Source organism: Aeromonas sp. NJAU223 (genome assembly GCF_051125555.1).
GTDB classification, from domain to species: domain Bacteria; phylum Pseudomonadota; class Gammaproteobacteria; order Enterobacterales; family Aeromonadaceae; genus Aeromonas; species Aeromonas veronii_G.
Genome location: NZ_CP144204.1, coordinates 911816 through 927284, shown reverse-complemented (window position 1 = coordinate 927284; position 15469 = coordinate 911816). Strand labels below are relative to the sequence as shown.

The 15469-nt window shown below is 63.3% G+C and carries 10 protein-coding genes; 3 read left to right on the top strand and 7 right to left on the bottom strand.

Annotated elements, in window-relative coordinates; translation table 11 throughout:
- Position 1: 1 nt before the first annotated feature.
- Positions 2 to 1063 (bottom strand): efflux RND transporter periplasmic adaptor subunit, encoded by a 1062-nt coding sequence (locus tag VZC39_RS04405; RefSeq protein ID WP_434666033.1) that lies wholly within the window; start codon positions 1061 to 1063, stop codon positions 2 to 4.
- A gap of 35 nt (positions 1064 to 1098) precedes the next feature.
- Positions 1099 to 1527, bottom strand: a complete 429-nt coding sequence (locus tag VZC39_RS04400; RefSeq protein ID WP_434666030.1) for a MarR family winged helix-turn-helix transcriptional regulator — start codon at positions 1525 to 1527, stop codon at positions 1099 to 1101.
- Between the two features lie 121 nt (positions 1528 to 1648).
- On the opposite strand from VZC39_RS04400, the gene fumC reads away from it, so the two are divergent.
- Positions 1649 to 3040 carry a class II fumarate hydratase gene (gene fumC, locus VZC39_RS04395; RefSeq protein ID WP_434666027.1) on the top strand — a complete coding sequence of 464 codons (1392 nt, stop codon included), beginning with the start codon at positions 1649 to 1651 and terminating at the stop codon, positions 3038 to 3040.
- A gap of 65 nt (positions 3041 to 3105) precedes the next feature.
- Here fumC and VZC39_RS04390 read toward each other — a convergent pair whose 3' ends face one another.
- Positions 3106 to 3543, bottom strand: a complete 438-nt coding sequence (locus VZC39_RS04390; protein WP_349921233.1) for a VOC family protein — start codon at positions 3541 to 3543, stop codon at positions 3106 to 3108.
- A 103-nt stretch (positions 3544 to 3646) separates the two neighbouring features.
- A complete protein-coding gene (locus tag VZC39_RS04385) occupies positions 3647 to 4969 on the bottom strand; it encodes an MFS transporter (RefSeq protein ID WP_349921232.1) in 1323 nt (440 codons plus the stop codon).
- 357 nt (positions 4970 to 5326) lie between these two features.
- Between VZC39_RS04385 and putA the strand changes: the two genes are divergently transcribed.
- The gene (gene putA, locus VZC39_RS04380; RefSeq protein ID WP_434666023.1) at positions 5327 to 9268 is read left to right on the top strand and encodes a trifunctional transcriptional regulator/proline dehydrogenase/L-glutamate gamma-semialdehyde dehydrogenase; all 3942 of its coding nucleotides are present in this window, start codon (positions 5327 to 5329) and stop codon (positions 9266 to 9268) included.
- 222 nt (positions 9269 to 9490) lie between these two features.
- On the opposite strand, the gene alr is transcribed toward putA, so the two are convergent.
- Positions 9491 to 10564, bottom strand: a complete 1074-nt coding sequence (gene alr / locus VZC39_RS04375; RefSeq protein ID WP_434666021.1) for an alanine racemase — start codon at positions 10562 to 10564, stop codon at positions 9491 to 9493.
- A gap of 141 nt (positions 10565 to 10705) precedes the next feature.
- Positions 10706 to 12100 carry a replicative DNA helicase gene (gene dnaB, locus VZC39_RS04370; RefSeq protein ID WP_349921229.1) on the bottom strand — a complete coding sequence of 465 codons (1395 nt, stop codon included), beginning with the start codon at positions 12098 to 12100 and terminating at the stop codon, positions 10706 to 10708.
- 452 nt (positions 12101 to 12552) lie between these two features.
- On the opposite strand from dnaB, the gene VZC39_RS04365 reads away from it, so the two are divergent.
- Positions 12553 to 13407, top strand: a complete 855-nt coding sequence (locus tag VZC39_RS04365) for a Tim44 domain-containing protein (protein WP_349921228.1) — start codon at positions 12553 to 12555, stop codon at positions 13405 to 13407.
- A 214-nt stretch (positions 13408 to 13621) separates the two neighbouring features.
- On the opposite strand, the gene ushA is transcribed toward VZC39_RS04365, so the two are convergent.
- Entirely contained in the window at positions 13622 to 15292 is a 1671-nt protein-coding gene (gene ushA, locus VZC39_RS04360; protein WP_434666017.1) for a bifunctional UDP-sugar hydrolase/5'-nucleotidase UshA, read from the bottom strand.
- Positions 15293 to 15469: the final 177 nt, after the last annotated feature.

Sequence of the window (15469 nt, the reverse complement as noted above, 5' to 3'; positions counted from 1 at the left end):
CTCAGAATGACCAGCCCAGCAGGCTGCGTTTGTGGCCGGTGTCTATCTTGGTGATGGCGCTCAGACCCGCGCGCAGGGTGGGCTGACCCGCCGTCCCGTCCAGCTTGATCCGCACCGCCACCCGCTGGGCAATCTTGACCCAGTTGCCGGTCGCATTCTGGGCCGGGATCACCGAGAACTCGGACCCCGTGGCCGGGCTCAGGCTCTCCACCACCCCGTGCCAACGGGCATCCGGGTAGGTATCCAGGCTGATCTCCACCTCCTGACCCGGCTGCACATGGGTCAGCTCGGTCTCGGTGAAGTTCGCTTCAACCCAGGGAGTGTCTGTCTCCACCAGCATCATGACGGTCATGCCGACGATGCTGTACTGACCCGGCTTGGGCAGCTGGCTGGCGATGCCGTTGGCGGGGGCATAGATCTTGGTACGAGAGAGATCCAGCTTGGCCTTGGCAAGCTCGGCGGCGGCTTCCTGATAGGCGGGTTGCTGTTCAACCGGCAGGTTGACGTCCCCGTTCAGGGAGGCCTCTATCTTCTTGAGCCCCTCTTCCAGCGCCACCTGTTGCTGGGCGGTCTGGATGGTGAGCTGGCGGGCATCGTCATAGTTGGCGGTGGAGGTGAAGTGCTTGGCCACCAGATCCGCCTGACGGTGTTCCTCTTTCAGGGCATAGGCATGACGGGTGCTGGCCACGCTTATCTCCGCCTGCTGACCGCGATAGCTGGTCTGCAGCGCCACCAGATCGGTGCGCACCTTGGCCAATTCCGCCTCGGCCTTGGTCACGGCCACCTGGAAGGTCTCGGGATCCAGCTCGAACATCAGCTGGCCGGCCTTCACCTGTTCGTTCTCATTCACATATACCTTGGAGACCCGCCCCAGCACCTCGGTACTGATGGGCACCTTGTCGGCCTTCACGTAGGCGTTGTCGGTCTCCACGTAGCGGCCACCCATCATGTAGACGGCGCCGACGCCGAGCAGGGCCAGAGCCGGCACCACCACCAACAGAAGCAGGCGGGTCCGGCGACGATTGGGGGTTGCCGTAAGTTGGGGTGAAGTATCGTCAGTCATATGAAAACTCCGCATAAATGCTGTGAAAATAGAAATCAGGAGTGGGAAAACGCGTCACGCAGGGTCTTGAGGGAGTCGCACAACTGCTGAGTCCGTGCCTCCCCCAACTCGTTGACGGTCATTTGCATCACAGTGTCGGACGCCTGCCTGATCATGGTCAGGTAGGGATCCGCCTGCGGGGTCAAATAGAGTTGATGGGCCCGCCTGTCGTTGGGGTCGCTGCGTCGTTCCACCAGGCCGTTCTCGGCCATCTGATCGAGCTGGCGGGCCAGCGTGATGGGCTGTATGTCCAGCCGATCGGCGAGATCCACCTGGCGGATCCCTTCACTGCGAGCGATGTGAACCAGGGCCCGAGCCTGTGCCAGGGTCACGCAACTCCCCTCCAGCTGAAGCTGGAACTGGCGGCGCATCAGGCGCTGCACATCGGCGATCAGAAAGCCCAGGGTGTCCTGTTGTTTGCTCATAATAATCAATCCATATAGTAAGCTTTACTTATTATATACAAGGGGTGGATATATGCAAGCTGGCCTCGACGACCCTTTATGGTCATGCTAGGGAATCAGTCCCACCGACAGGAGAAGAGCCATGAGCATCAGGATGGAACGTGACAGCCTCGGGGAGATAGCCGTCCCGGCGGACAGGCTGTGGGGGGCCCAGACCCAGCGTTCCCTGCACCACTTCAACATCTCCGGGGAGCGCCAACCCATCGAGATCATTCATGCCCTCGCCCGCATCAAGTCCGCCTGCGCCCGGGTCAACCACGATCTTGGCCTGCTGCCAGCCCGCAAGGCCCAGGCCATCATGGCGGCGGCGGACGAAGTACTCGCGGGCCTGCACGGCGGGGAATTCCCCCTGATGGTGTGGCAGACCGGCTCCGGCACCCAGACCAACATGAACCTCAACGAGGTGCTGGCGAACCGCGCCAGCGAGCTGCTCGGTGGCGCCAGGGGCGAAGATCGCCTGGTGCATCCCAATGACGAGGTGAACAAGAGCCAGTCCAGCAACGACGTCTTCCCGAGCGCCATGAACCTGGCCGCCGTCACCGCCATCACGGGCCAGCTGTTGCCCGCCCTCCTCACCCTGAAAGAGACCCTGGCCGACAAGGCGAGCGCCTTCGACGACATCGTCAAGATAGGCCGCACCCACCTGCAGGATGCGACCCCCCTTACCCTGGGTCAGGAGATCTCCGGCTGGGTCGCCCAGCTGGAGCAGGGGGAGCACCACCTGCGCGCCGCCCTGCCCCATCTGTCTGAGCTGGCCCTCGGCGGCACCGCGGTGGGCACCGGCCTCAACTGCCCGCCCGGCTTCGCCGAAGGGGTCGCCGCCGCCCTCGCCACCCAGACCGGCCTGCCCCTGGTCAGCGCCCCCAACAAGTTCGAGGCGCTGGCGGCGAGCGATGCCCTGGTCCATGGCCACGGCGCCCTCAAGACCCTGGCGGCCAGTTTGATGAAGATCGCCAACGACGTGCGCTGGCTGGCGAGCGGTCCCCGCAGCGGGCTCGGGGAGATCCTCATCCCCGAGAACGAACCCGGTTCCTCCATCATGCCGGGCAAGGTCAACCCGACCCAGAGCGAGGCCCTCACCATGCTCTGCGCCCAGGTGATGGGCAACGACGTGGCCATCAACATCGGCGGAGCCAGCGGCAACTTCGAGCTGAACGTGTTCAGGCCCATGATGGCCCACAACTTCCTGCAGAGCGTGCGGCTGCTGGCGGATGGCATGAAGAGCTTCACCGAACACTGCGCCGTCGGCATCCGTCCAAACCGGGATCGCATCGACGAGCTGCTGGCCCGCTCCCTGATGCTGGTGACGGCGCTGAACCCCCACATCGGCTATGACAAGGCCGCCGAGATCGCCAAACGGGCGCACCATGAGGGCTTGAGTCTGCGGGAGGCGGCCATCGCATCGGGTCATCTCACCGCCCAGCAGTTCGATGCCTGGGTGGTGCCCGGCCAGATGGTGGGTCGCGGCAAATAGCGCTGTGAATCGATGAAATAGAGAAAAAGGGCGCCTAGGCGCCCTTTTGCATTGCAGATCGGTTATCAGGTCTTGCTCTGGCAGTTGAACATCCAGTGGGTACCGAACTTGTCCACCAGGGAGCCGAAATAGTCGCCCCAGAACATCTCCTGCAGCGCCATTTCCACCTTGCCCCCCGCCCCCAGAGCCGCGAACAGCCGATCCGTTTCACCCCGGCTGTCAGGCTCCAGGTTGAGGTAGCTGTTGTTGCCCTGCACCAGGGTGAAGCCCATGCTGGCGGGGGCATCGGTCCCCATCAGCACGTGACCGCCGAGGATGGCGAGCTCCACGTGCATCACCAGTTCCCCATCCGCCTCGGACAGGGCTGGCTGGCCCGGGCAGCCGGGGGAGTCCTTGAATCTGTGGATGGGGCCGTTGAAGTCACCGCCAAACACCTCGCGATAGAACAGAAACGCCGCTTCCGTCTCCCGCGGGAAGTTGAGATAGGTACTGACACGCGCCATGGTTTTCTCCTTGTCATCGATTGGCTGGCCCACAGGCCAGCTATCAGCATAGAAGAGCCCCATCCCCTGCACGCCCCCCCAGTGAGGGGGCGACACCCAGACCTTAACCCGCCTCCACTTCCCCGGCCGGCAGCGCCGCTCCCCGGCCCTTGCCGATGGCGAGAATGGCCACCAGCGAGATGCCGACGGTCACCAGCATGTAGAGGGCGACGGGCTGCCAATCTCCCTGATAGCGGCTCAGCAGCCAGGTGGCGATGAGGGGCGCCGTGCCACCGGCCAGGGCGGCGCCCAGCTGATAACCCAAGGTGATGCCGGTGTAGCGTACCCGGGTGCTGAAGATCTCGGAGGAGAGGGTCCCCAGCACGGCGGTGATGGGCGCCCAGAGCACGCCAAAGCCGATGACGGTCGCGAGGGTGATGCCCCAGCCGGTGCGGGTGTCCAGCAGCATGAAGTAGGGGGCGATGAAGAGCGCCAGCGCCAGGATGCCGCCGATATAGACCGCCTTGCGCCCCACCTTGTCGGAGAGAGCTCCCATCAGAGGGATCATGCAGGTCGCCACCAGGGCCCCCAGCATGACCGCATGGAGCGCCACCCCCTTCTCATAGGCCAGGGAGTTGACCGCATAGCTCACCACGAAGGTGGAGAAGATGTAGAAGGGGGCCGTCTCCACCACCTTGAGACCGGCGGCGATCAGCACCTCCCGCCAGTGGTGACGCAGGGTCTCCAGCAGCGGCACCTTGGCCACGTTGCCGCTGGCCTTGGCCTGCTTGAACTCGGGAGTCTCGTCCAGCCCGTGCCGGATCCACAGACCCACGAACACCAGGCCCGCGCTCAGCAGGAAGGGCACTCGCCAGCCCCAGGAGAGGAACTGATCCTCCGGCAGCATGGCCATCAGGCTCACCGCCAGGGTCGCCAGCAGCATGCCGATGGTCACCCCCACCTGGGGCACGCTGCCAAACAGCCCCTTGCGCTTGGGCGGGGCATACTCATAAGCCAGCAGCAGGGCACCGCCCCATTCACCGCCGATCCCCATGCCCTGCACCACCCGCAGGGAGATGAGCAGTATGGGGGCCCAGACACCGATCTGCTCATAGGTGGGCAGACAGCCGATCAGCACGGTGGCGCCCCCCATCAGGGAGAGGGTGAGCACCAGCGTCTTCTTGCGGCCGATGCGATCGCCGATGTGGGCGAACAGCACGCCGCCGATGGGACGGATGAAGAAGGTCAGGGAGAAGGAGAGATAGGAGAGCATCAAGCCGACCACGGGGTCGAAGTTCGGGAAGAACAGCTTGTTGAACACCAGGGCCGCGGCCGTGCCGTAGAGGAAGTAGTCGAACCATTCGATGGAGCTGCCGGTCAAACTGGCGATCAGCGCCCGTTTTCGGGTCGCAGCCGTCTGTGGCTGCACCAGGGGTGTAGTCATCATTGTCTTCGTTCCTTGAAGTTTGTTGTCAGCGAGTCCCGGTGCACCACATCCATGAACCGGTTGCACCCAGGCTGCACATCTTAGCCAGCGGCAAAAAAAAGATGCAACCGAGATCCATCTCTCGGTTGCACCATTAACAATATTCACAATATAAGTTGTTAATAGTCTGTTTCAACAGATTAACATGCTAACAAGACAGCATTTTCCACCAGCAGGCTCGCTTAAAGGCGTCACTCAAACGAAACCTTGTAGCATAACCATTAAAAAATCTTGCTTGAAGGTTGCACCTGGTTGCACCATTATCGTCAAAATTTAACCGTCCGGTAATATTGTTACCTTCTAGACACAGGAAGTCCCATGGCCACCACCACCCTTGGCGTTAAACTCGACGAAGCGACCCGCGACCGACTCAAGCAGGCCGCCCAGACCCTGGACCGCACCCCCCACTGGCTGATCAAGCAGGCGATCTTCACCTACCTGGAGCAGCTGGATCGCGGCCTGACTCCGCCCGAGCAGTCCGGGCTGGCCGCCGCCGCAGGGGACGAGCCGGTAGAGGCGCTGACCGAGCAGGGGATCCAGGTCTTCCTCGAGTTTGCCGAGAGCATCCTGCCGCAATCCGTGCTGCGCGCCGCCATTACCTCCGCCTATCGCCGCCCCGAGACCGAGGCCGTGCCCATGCTGTTGGAGCAGGCTCGTCTGCCCAAAGAGAAGGCCGAGGCGACCCAGAAGCTCGCCATGAGCATCGCCGAGAAGCTGCGCAACCAGAAGAGTGCCAGCGGCCGTCAGGGTCTGGTGCAGGGGCTGCTGCAGGAGTTCTCCCTCTCCTCCCAGGAAGGGGTGGCCCTGATGTGTCTGGCGGAGGCGCTGCTGCGCATTCCGGACAAGGCGACCCGTGACGCCCTCATTCGCGACAAGATCAGCGGTGGCAACTGGAGCCAGCATCTGGGCAACAGCACCTCCCTGTTCGTCAATGCCGCCTCCTGGGGCCTGCTCATCACCGGCAAGCTGGTGGCCACCCATAACGAGGCCGGCCTCAACACCTCCCTCAAGGGCCTGATCGGCAAGGGCGGCGAACCGCTCATCCGCAAGGGGGTCGACATGGCCATGCGGCTGATGGGGGAGCAGTTCGTCACCGGCGAGACCATAGCCCAGGCACTGGCCAACGCCGGCACCATGGAGACCAAGGGCTTCCGCTACTCCTACGACATGCTGGGGGAAGCGGCCCTGACCGAGGAGGATGCCAAGCGTTATCTGGCTTCCTACGAGCAGGCCATCCACGCCATCGGCAAGGCCTCCCACGGCCGCGGCATCTACGAGGGCCCGGGCATCTCCATCAAGCTCTCCGCCCTGCACCCGCGCTACAGCCGTGCCCAGTACGACCGGGTGATGGAGGAGCTCTACCCCACCCTGCTCTCCCTGACCCAGCTCGCCAAGCAGTACGACATCGGCATCAACATCGACGCCGAGGAGGCCGATCGGCTGGAGATCTCGCTGGATCTGCTGGAGAAGCTCTGTTTCGATCCTTCCCTTGCCGACTGGAACGGTATCGGTTTCGTCATTCAGGCCTATCAGAAGCGCTGCCCCTATGTGATCGACTACGTCATCGATCTCGCCAAGCGCAGCCGTCATCGCCTGATGATCCGCCTGGTGAAGGGTGCCTACTGGGACAGCGAGATCAAGCTGGCTCAGGTCAACGGTCTGGAAGGCTATCCGGTCTATACCCGCAAGCCCTATACCGATGTCTCCTATCTGGCCTGCGCCCGCAAGCTGCTGGCGGTGCCGGAGTCCATCTATCCCCAGTTCGCCACCCACAACGCCCACTCCCTGTCGGCCATCTATCAGCTCGCCGGGAAAAACTACTACCCTGGCCAGTACGAGTTCCAGTGCCTGCACGGCATGGGTGAGCCGCTCTATGAACAGGTGGTCGGCAAGGTTGCCGACGGCAAACTGGGCCGCCCCTGCCGCATCTATGCACCGGTCGGCAGCCATGAGACCCTGCTCGCCTACCTGGTGCGCCGTCTGCTGGAGAACGGGGCCAACACCTCCTTCGTCAACCGCATCGCGGACAACAACATCTCCCTGGCGGATCTGGTACAGGATCCGGTGCAGCAGATCGAACAGATGGCCGCCCGCGAAGGCGCCCTCGGCCTGCCGCACCCGCGCATCCCCCTGCCCCGCGAACTCTATGGCGAGGCGCGTCCGAACTCCGAAGGGCTGGATCTGGCGAATGAACATCGCCTGGGCTCCCTCTCCGCCGCCCTGCTCGCCAGCACCAACACCCGCTATCAAGCCCTGCCCATGCTGGGTTGTGAGACCCAGGCGACTGGCGAGTTCCAGCCCGTGATCAACCCGGCGGACCACAGAGACATCGTCGGTCAGGTGAGCGAGGCCAACGGCGAGCTGGTGGACAGTGCGCTCTCCTGCGCGCTCGCCAGCGGCCAGATCTGGCAATCCACCCCGCCTGCCGAACGGGCCGCCGTGCTGGAGCGCGCCGCCGATCTGATGGAATCCGAACTGCAACCCCTGATGGGCCTGCTGGTGCGGGAATCCGGCAAGACCTTCAGCAACGCCATCGCCGAAGTACGCGAGGCGGTAGACTTCCTGCGCTACTACGCCGCCCAGGCCCGCAACCACTTCGCCAACGACAGCCACAGGCCGCTTGGCCCCGTGGTCTGCATCAGCCCCTGGAACTTCCCGCTCGCCATCTTCAGCGGCCAGGTGTGTGCGGCGCTCGCCGCCGGCAATACGGTGCTGGCCAAGCCCGCCGAGCAAACCCCCCTCATCGCCGCCCAGGCGGTACGCATCCTGCTGGAAGCCGGGGTGCCCGCCGGTGCGGTGCAACTGCTGCCGGGCCGCGGTGAAACCGTGGGTGCGGCGCTGATTGCCGACGAGCGGGTACGCGGCGTCATGTTCACCGGCTCCACCGAGGTGGCGGGGATCATCTCCCGCAACCTGGCCGGTCGCCTCGACGCCCAGGGTCGCACCATCCCCCTCATCGCCGAGACCGGTGGCCAGAACGCCATGATCGTCGACTCCTCCGCCCTCACCGAGCAGGTGGTGATGGATGTCATCTCCTCGGCATTCGACAGCGCCGGTCAGCGCTGCTCCGCCCTGCGGGTGCTGTGCGTGCAGGACGACGTGGCGGATCGGGTGATCCGCATGCTCAAGGGCGCCATGGCCGAGTACAAGGTCGGCAACCCGGAGCACCTCGCCACCGATATCGGCCCGGTGATCGACGTCGAGGCCAAGGCCAACATCGAGCGACACATCAAGACCATGACCGACAAGGGTCGCAAGGTGCACCAGATCGCCCGTGCCCAGGGCGCCGATTACAGCCGCGGCACCTTCGTGCTGCCGACCCTGATCGAACTCGACAGCCTGGATGAGCTCGGCCGCGAAGTGTTCGGCCCCGTGCTGCACCTGGTGCGCTACCCACGGGCCAAGCTCGGTGAGCTGCTCAGCCAAATCAACGGCAGCGGCTACGGCCTGACCCTGGGGGTGCACACCCGCATCGACGAGACCATCGCCCAGGTGGTGAACACCGCCCGGGTCGGCAATCTCTACGTGAACCGCAACATCGTCGGCGCCGTGGTCGGGGTACAACCCTTCGGTGGCGAAGGCCTCTCCGGCACCGGTCCCAAGGCGGGCGGCCCGCTCTACATGTACCGCCTGCTGGCCACTCGTCCGGACGATGCGGTGGCCAACCAGCTGCGTCAGGAGGCCGGCGGCGCCCCGCAGGCCGAGTCGCTCAAACCCGCCCTGCAGGCCCTGCACAACTGGGCAGCCAAGCAGGAGAAGGCCCTGGTGCCCCTGTGCGATCGCTACGGCGAGCTGGCCCAGAGCGGCCGCACCCAGCTGCTGGTCGGCCCCACCGGCGAGCGCAACAGCTATAGCCTGCTGCCGCGGGAGCGAGTGCTCTGTCTGGCCGAAGACAAGGCGGATCTGCTGGCCCAGCTGGCGGCCTGTCTGGCGGTCGGGACCGAGGTGCTGTGGCAGGACGTTGCCCTGCACCGCACCCTCCATGGCAGCCTGCCGGCCGAGGTGCGCAGCCGCATCCAGCTGGTGGCGGACTGGGCCAACGGCGACACCGCCTTCGATGCCCTGCTGCATCACGGTGACTCGGATCAGCTGAGCGAGGTGAGCAAGCTCGCCGCTGCTCGTCCCGGCGCCATCGTCGGGGTGCACGGCCTGCACCGTGGCGAGACCGACATTCCGCTGGAGCGCCTGCTCATCGAGCACGCCCTCTCGGTCAACACCGCCGCCGCCGGTGGCAACGCCAGCCTGATGACCATCGGCTAAGCGCTGCACAGAACCTGAGAGCTCAAGCCCCGCTGACGCGGGGCTTTTTCATATCGACACCGCCATCACCAGAGCATAAAAAAGGCCACCCCGATAAGGGCGGCCTTTTTTATGCTTTATCTCTCCTCAGGCGAAGAGAAAACTGCTGTTATCACTCTCTGCCCCTTCCCCCCTCGCGGGAGAAGGGTTCGGGATGGGATGGGATGGGATGGGGAGAATAGCCTAGACGTATTCCATAAACACACGAGACGTCAGCTTGGTGATGAGCTCATAAGGAATGGTGCCTATCTCCTCGGCCACCCGCTCCACTGGCAGCCCCTCACCCCAGAGCACGGCCTCGTCGCCGGCCTTGTCGGTGGCGCCGGGCCCCAGGTCCACCGTGGTCATGTCCATGGAGACCCGGCCCACCAGGGGCACGATGCGACCGTTGACCAGCACGGACGTACCGTTGGGGGCCATGCGCGGGTAGCCGTCGCCGTAACCGATGGCGATGACCCCGAGCCGGGTGTCGCGCTCCGACACCCAGTTCGCGCCGTAGCCCACCGGCTCACCGGCCTTGTGATCCCGCACCGCAATAAGTTGTGTTTTGAGGGTCATCACGGGTTTGAGGTCATAATCCGCCGCCACGGTCCCCGGGAAGGGCGACACGCCATACAGGATGACCCCCGGGCGCACCCAGTCGCAGTGGGAATCGGGCCAAGCCAGGATGCCCGCCGAGTTCGCCATGGCCCGCTCGCCGGCCAAGTTGGCGGTGAGCTGACTGAAGAGATCGATCTGCTCGCGGGTGGTGACCTGCTCCAGCTCATCGGAGCGGCTGAAGTGGGTCATGATGTTGAACGGCTGCACCACGTTCTTGCATTGGCCCAGGCGCTCGATGAAGGAGGGCATCTCGTCTGCCCGCACCCCGAGCCGGTGCATGCCGGTGTCGAGCTTGAGCCAGGCCACCACGGGGGCCGGCAGCTCGGCCTGCTCCAAGGCTTCGAGTTGCTCCCAGGTGTGCACGGCGGTCTGCAGGTTGTTAGCCGCCAGCACCGGCAAATCGGCGGCGCTGAAGAAGCCCTCCAGCAGCACGATGGGCTTGACCACGGCGCAGGAGCGCAGCATCAGCGCCTCCTCGATACGGGCCACCGCGTAGGCGTCCGCATCCACCAGGGTGCGGGCGACCGGCAGCAGACCGTGGCCATAGGCGTTAGCCTTGACCACGGCGATGATCTTGCAGGAGGGGGCGTGGCGCTTGACCACGGCGAGGTTGTGGCGCAGGGCCTGGGTATCGATTTGGGCTATAGCCGCTTTCATCTGTTTTCCCTTGAGGGCATGTGGCGCCTGGCGCCTGGCACCGGGGTGCCCGCCCTTGATAGTCATCGTCTAAGGCCGGACCGGCATAATTGTCGAACCGGGAAAACTGTGTCTTCTCATCTGGGAGCGGTTAGCTCCCGCTTAATAATCGTCGTCAAACGCCGGGCCGGCATAGTTGTCGAACCGGGAGAACTGGCCCTGGAAGGTCAGCCGCACCCGTCCTATGGGGCCGTTACGCTGCTTGCCGATGATGATCTCGGCGATCCCCTTGTCGGGGCTGTCGTCGTGATATACCTCGTCGCGGTAGATGAACATGATCAAGTCGGCATCCTGCTCGATGGAGCCCGATTCCCGCAGATCCGAGTTGACCGGGCGCTTGTCGGCCCGCTGTTCCAGGCTTCGGTTCAGCTGGGAGAGCGCCACCACCGGGCACTGCAGCTCCTTCGCCAGGGCCTTGAGGGAGCGGGAGATCTCGCCGATCTCCAGGGTCCGGTTGTCGGACAGGGCTGGCACCCGCATCAATTGCAGGTAGTCGATCATGATCATCGACAGGCCGCCGTGCTCGCGGGCGATGCGCCGGGCGCGGGAGCGCACGTCGGTCGGGGTCAGGCCGGAGGCGTCGTCGATGTACATCTTGCCCTTCTCGAGCAAGAGCCCCATGGTGGAGGAGAGCCGGGCCCAGTCCTCGTCGTCGAGCTGGCCTGTCCGCACCTTGGTCTGATCGATGCGCCCCACGGAGGCGAGCATACGCATGATGATCTGCTCCGAGGGCATCTCGAGGGAGAAGATCAGCACCGGTTTGTCGGCGGTGAGCGCCGCGTGCTCGCACAGGTTCATGGCGAACGTCGTCTTGCCCATGGAGGGACGGGCCGCGACTATGATGAGGTCCGAACGTTGCAGACCCGCGGTCATCTTGTCCAGATCCCCGTAACCGCTGGAGACCCCGGTCACCCCGTTGTGGGGGGTCTTGAACAGCTCTTCGATCTTGTCGACCGTCTGTTCCAGGATGAGGTTCAGGGGTTGCGGCCCCTCGTTGGCGCTGGAGCGCTGTTCGGCAATCTGGAACACCTTGCTCTCGGCGAGATCCAGCAGATCCCCCGAGGTGCGGCCCTGGGGCTCGTAGCCCGCCTCGACGATCTCGTTGGCGACCGAGATCATCTCCCGCACCACGGCCCGCTCGCGCACGATTTCGGCGTAGGCGTTGATGTTGGCGGCGCTCGGGGTGTTCTTGGCGATCTCCACCAGATAGGCAAAACCGCCCGACTCTTCCAGCTGCTCGGAGCGCTCCAGCTCCTCCTGCAGGGTGATGAGATCGATGGGGTTGCCCGCGTTGGAGAGGCGGGTCATGGCCTGGAAGATGAGGCGGTGGGGACGGCTGTAGAAATCCTTGTCGATCACCCGCTCGGCCACCCGATCCCAGGCTTCGTTGTCCAGCATCAGGCCGCCCAGTACGGACTGTTCGGCCTCAAAGGAGTGGGGGGGAACTTTCAGCTGTTGTGTCTTGGCGTCTTTTTTCGCCGTCACTTGCTCTGCCATACACATAAAAACCGCAGCGGGAAGGGGACGGGAATTTTACAAAAGAAACCCCGCCATCGCGAGCGCTAATGCGCGTCATTCAACGAGCCCGCCTATCTTCCCCCCTCCTCTGGGTCAAGCCATGGCGGATTGGCATCCTCTGTTCGCATGGGTTCTGGTGATCCGGTCAGCGTCATAGCACGATAAAAGGCCACACCAGGGTCTGATCCTGCCCCTTGGCTCTCGCCTTGTTGCGCAGTCTGCGTTCTTTGCGGCTCGGTCGTCTGTTTTTCATCCAGCTTCTCCTGTTGCCGTCCCGGCAGGGACAATTCGTTCATGAATAATTCATGCCAAACATGGTAATCATAGTCGCAAGCTGCAACACAAAAAGGGACAGGCAGCCTGCCATGCGCCTCGCTGAGCTTGCACAAGCAGAGCATGCCCCCATCCACATGAGAGTGAAAAGAGTCAAAATGAAAAAGATGCTGACCCTGTTTGCCGTGATCCTGGCCATTGGCCTCGGGGCACCCATCGCCGAAGCCAAGAAGTTTGGCGGCGGCAAATCCTTTGGCAAGAGCTACAAGACGGCGCCGGCCCAGCCAGCACCGGCTGCGGCACCAGTGAACGGCAAGAACCCGACCCTGGCGGCGGCGCCCAAGAAGGGCGGCATGATGGGTGGTCTGCTGGGCGGCCTGCTGGCCGGTGGCCTGTTCGCCTATCTGCTGGGTAGCGGTGCCTTCGAAGGTCTGCAAGGCATGGACATGCTGCTGATCGCCCTGCTCGCCCTGGGTGGCGTCTTCCTGTTCCGCGCCCTGCGCAAGAGCAAGGCGGCGAGCGCCCAGCCACAGGCTGCCTATGCGGGCTACCAGCCTCCCCAGGCGGCTCCGCAGCAGTTTGAGCAGAGCCACAGCGCCCCGCAGGCGACCGGCTTTGCCGACAGCGACGTGCCTTTCCGTCTGCCGCCGGGCTTTGACATGAACGGTTTCCTGTCCGGTGCCCGTGATCACTACCGCACCCTGCAAGAGGCCTGGAACAAGAACGATCTGGAGAAGGTACGCGAGTACGTGAGCCCGGAACTGTACGAGAACCTCAAGGCCGAGCGCGCCGAACTGACCGGTGAGCAGCATACCGAAGTCATGTATGTGGACACCCAGCTGGTGCGTGCCGACTACGGCAGCGACTGGGCCCAGGTCAGCGTGCGCTTCAGCGGCCGCTACATGGATCGCCAGGAGAACGTCGAGGAGGACATCAAGGAGGTGTGGCACCTCGAGCGTGATCTGGCCAAGGACAATGCTCCCTGGCACATCGTCGGGATCGAGCAGCTGTAAGGCTCTCCATCCAGAAGAGATAAAAAGGCGACCTCTGGGTCGCCTTTTTCATGCCTTCATTTCTACGCCTGCTCATGCTGGCGCATGGGCAAGGTGCCGTGAATAACCAGGGGGGCACCGTGAGTAATATCCATGGCGGAGACTCGCGATAAGCGGAAATAAAAAGAGGCAGCCTGGGCTGCCTCTTTCACATGATGGTCAGAAAATGCGGTCGTTATTTGCAACCGTCGGTCGAGGTGGAGTTGATATAGCTCACTTCACCGGCTGGCTGATAATCCGCCACCTGTATGGTCTTCTTCGATTCGATATATTCCTTCAACACCCCGGCATCCACCAGACCGGCGTTGATGGTGTTGATCTTCGGATAGCCATCGCCACCGGCCGCGCTGAAGCTCGGGATGGAGAAGCTGTAGGTGGCAGCCGGATCGAAGGCCTTGCCACCCACGCTGGTGATGGCCACGCTCTTGGCCTGGCAATCCACCGCCATGTTGATGCCGCCGAACTGGGCATAACCGCCGGTGTTGACCGTCTTGGTCGCCACCTGACCCAGGTAGGTCACCAGCTCGCTGCCGCTCATGGTCGCCTTGTTAACCGTGTTGCCGAACGGGTGCACGGTCAGCACGTCGCGGTAGCTGATGTCACCGGCGGCGATGGAGGCACGCACGCCCCCTGAGTTGACGATACCGAAGTCGGTGCTCAGCTTCTCGGCGGTGGCGGTGGTGATGAGACGACCCAGGTTGGTCTGCTTGTTGCGCACATTGGCACGCTCGCCGTCCAGTACCCCGTCGGTAGACCCGATGACCACACCCAGTTCCTGCTGCCCTTTCTCTTGATAGGAGAGCAAGGTGTTGTAAAGCTCAGGATCCTTGGTGATTTCTTCTTGAATGAAGTCACCGGCCGCGTTCTTCAGGTTGACCGGAATAAGCTCGTAGCTGGTCAGGGTCAGCTTGCCATTTTGGTAGTCAAACTGGGCGCGCCCCACATACTTGCCCCACTCGTGGGCCTGCATGATCCAGGTGCCGTTCTGCTGATCCGGCTGGCAGTCGTCTCCCGGCTGGAAGTCGGCGTACTTGTCCGGGGTGCCCGGCTCCATGCAGACCGGGTTCTGGGAGTGGCCACCGATGATGGCATCCAGGGTGCCGGCCGGCAGCGCGCGCGCCATCTCCACATCACCCGGGGCGTTGCTGCCGTGCTGGCCATTCTCGTAGTGGCCCATGTGGGTGATGGCGAAGACCAGGTTCGCTTCCTTGTCGGCACGGATCTGCTGGCCCAGTTTGGCCGCTTCCGTGGTCGGGTCGCGGAATTCCAGGGTCTGGACGTTGTTGGGATCCACCAGCTGGGCGGTATCTTCCGTGGTCAGGCCCAGCACGGCGACCTTGAGGCCGTTGTCCAGCTTGAACACCTTGTAGGGGTCGAAGTAGCGCTTGCCGCTGGCCTTGTCATAGATGTTGGCGGAGATCATGGGGAACTTGGCCCACTCACGCTGTTTTTCCAGGATGCTCAGGGGGTTGTCGAACTCGTGGTTGCCCACCGCCATGGCATCGTAACGGATGCTGTTCATGGCCATGAAATCAGGCTCGGCATCCTGCAGGTCAGACTCCGGCACCCCGGTATTCACGTCACCACCGGAGAGCACCAGCACTTCGCTGCCCGCCGCCTTAGCGTCGGCGCGCAGACGCTCCACCAGGGTCTTCTGGGCCGCCATGCCGTATTCACCCTTGTCGTTGTGCCAGAAGCGACCGTGGGTATCGTTGGTATGCAGGACGGTGAGTTTGCAGACATTTTCAGTGCAGGGGGCGACACTTTCATTTTGGGAGGAGTTGCACCCACCCAGCGCGGCGAGCACAGCCAGTGCGATACTTCCTTTGACCAATTTATTATTCATTTCCATATCACCTTGTTATTTTGTTATTGGACGACCCAGCCTCGGGTCGGGCGGTAATATAACAAACAACATGTGACGGTTTTTCATCAGCGACTCACAAATTGTGCTAAATGTGATCCTTCGCGCAACCTCTTCTCCCACCGACATATTTCCCCCTGCCTTCAGCTGGCTCAGCAC

Coding starts and splice junctions, on each gene's coding strand:
- fumC (WP_434666027.1), top strand. CDS start 1,649: ATGAGCATCAGGATGGAACGTGACAGCCTCGGGGAGATAGCCGTCCCG.
- VZC39_RS04390 (WP_349921233.1), bottom strand. CDS start 3,543: ATGGCGCGTGTCAGTACCTATCTCAACTTCCCGCGGGAGACGGAAGCG.
- dnaB (WP_349921229.1), bottom strand. CDS start 12,100: ATGGCAGAGCAAGTGACGGCGAAAAAAGACGCCAAGACACAACAGCTG.
- VZC39_RS04365 (WP_349921228.1), top strand. CDS start 12,553: ATGAAAAAGATGCTGACCCTGTTTGCCGTGATCCTGGCCATTGGCCTC.
- VZC39_RS04400 (WP_434666030.1), bottom strand. CDS start 1,527: ATGAGCAAACAACAGGACACCCTGGGCTTTCTGATCGCCGATGTGCAG.
- VZC39_RS04405 (WP_434666033.1), bottom strand. CDS start 1,063: ATGACTGACGATACTTCACCCCAACTTACGGCAACCCCCAATCGTCGC.
- ushA (WP_434666017.1), bottom strand. CDS start 15,292: ATGAATAATAAATTGGTCAAAGGAAGTATCGCACTGGCTGTGCTCGCC.
- alr (WP_434666021.1), bottom strand. CDS start 10,564: ATGAAAGCGGCTATAGCCCAAATCGATACCCAGGCCCTGCGCCACAAC.
- VZC39_RS04385 (WP_349921232.1), bottom strand. CDS start 4,969: ATGATGACTACACCCCTGGTGCAGCCACAGACGGCTGCGACCCGAAAA.
- putA (WP_434666023.1), top strand. CDS start 5,327: ATGGCCACCACCACCCTTGGCGTTAAACTCGACGAAGCGACCCGCGAC.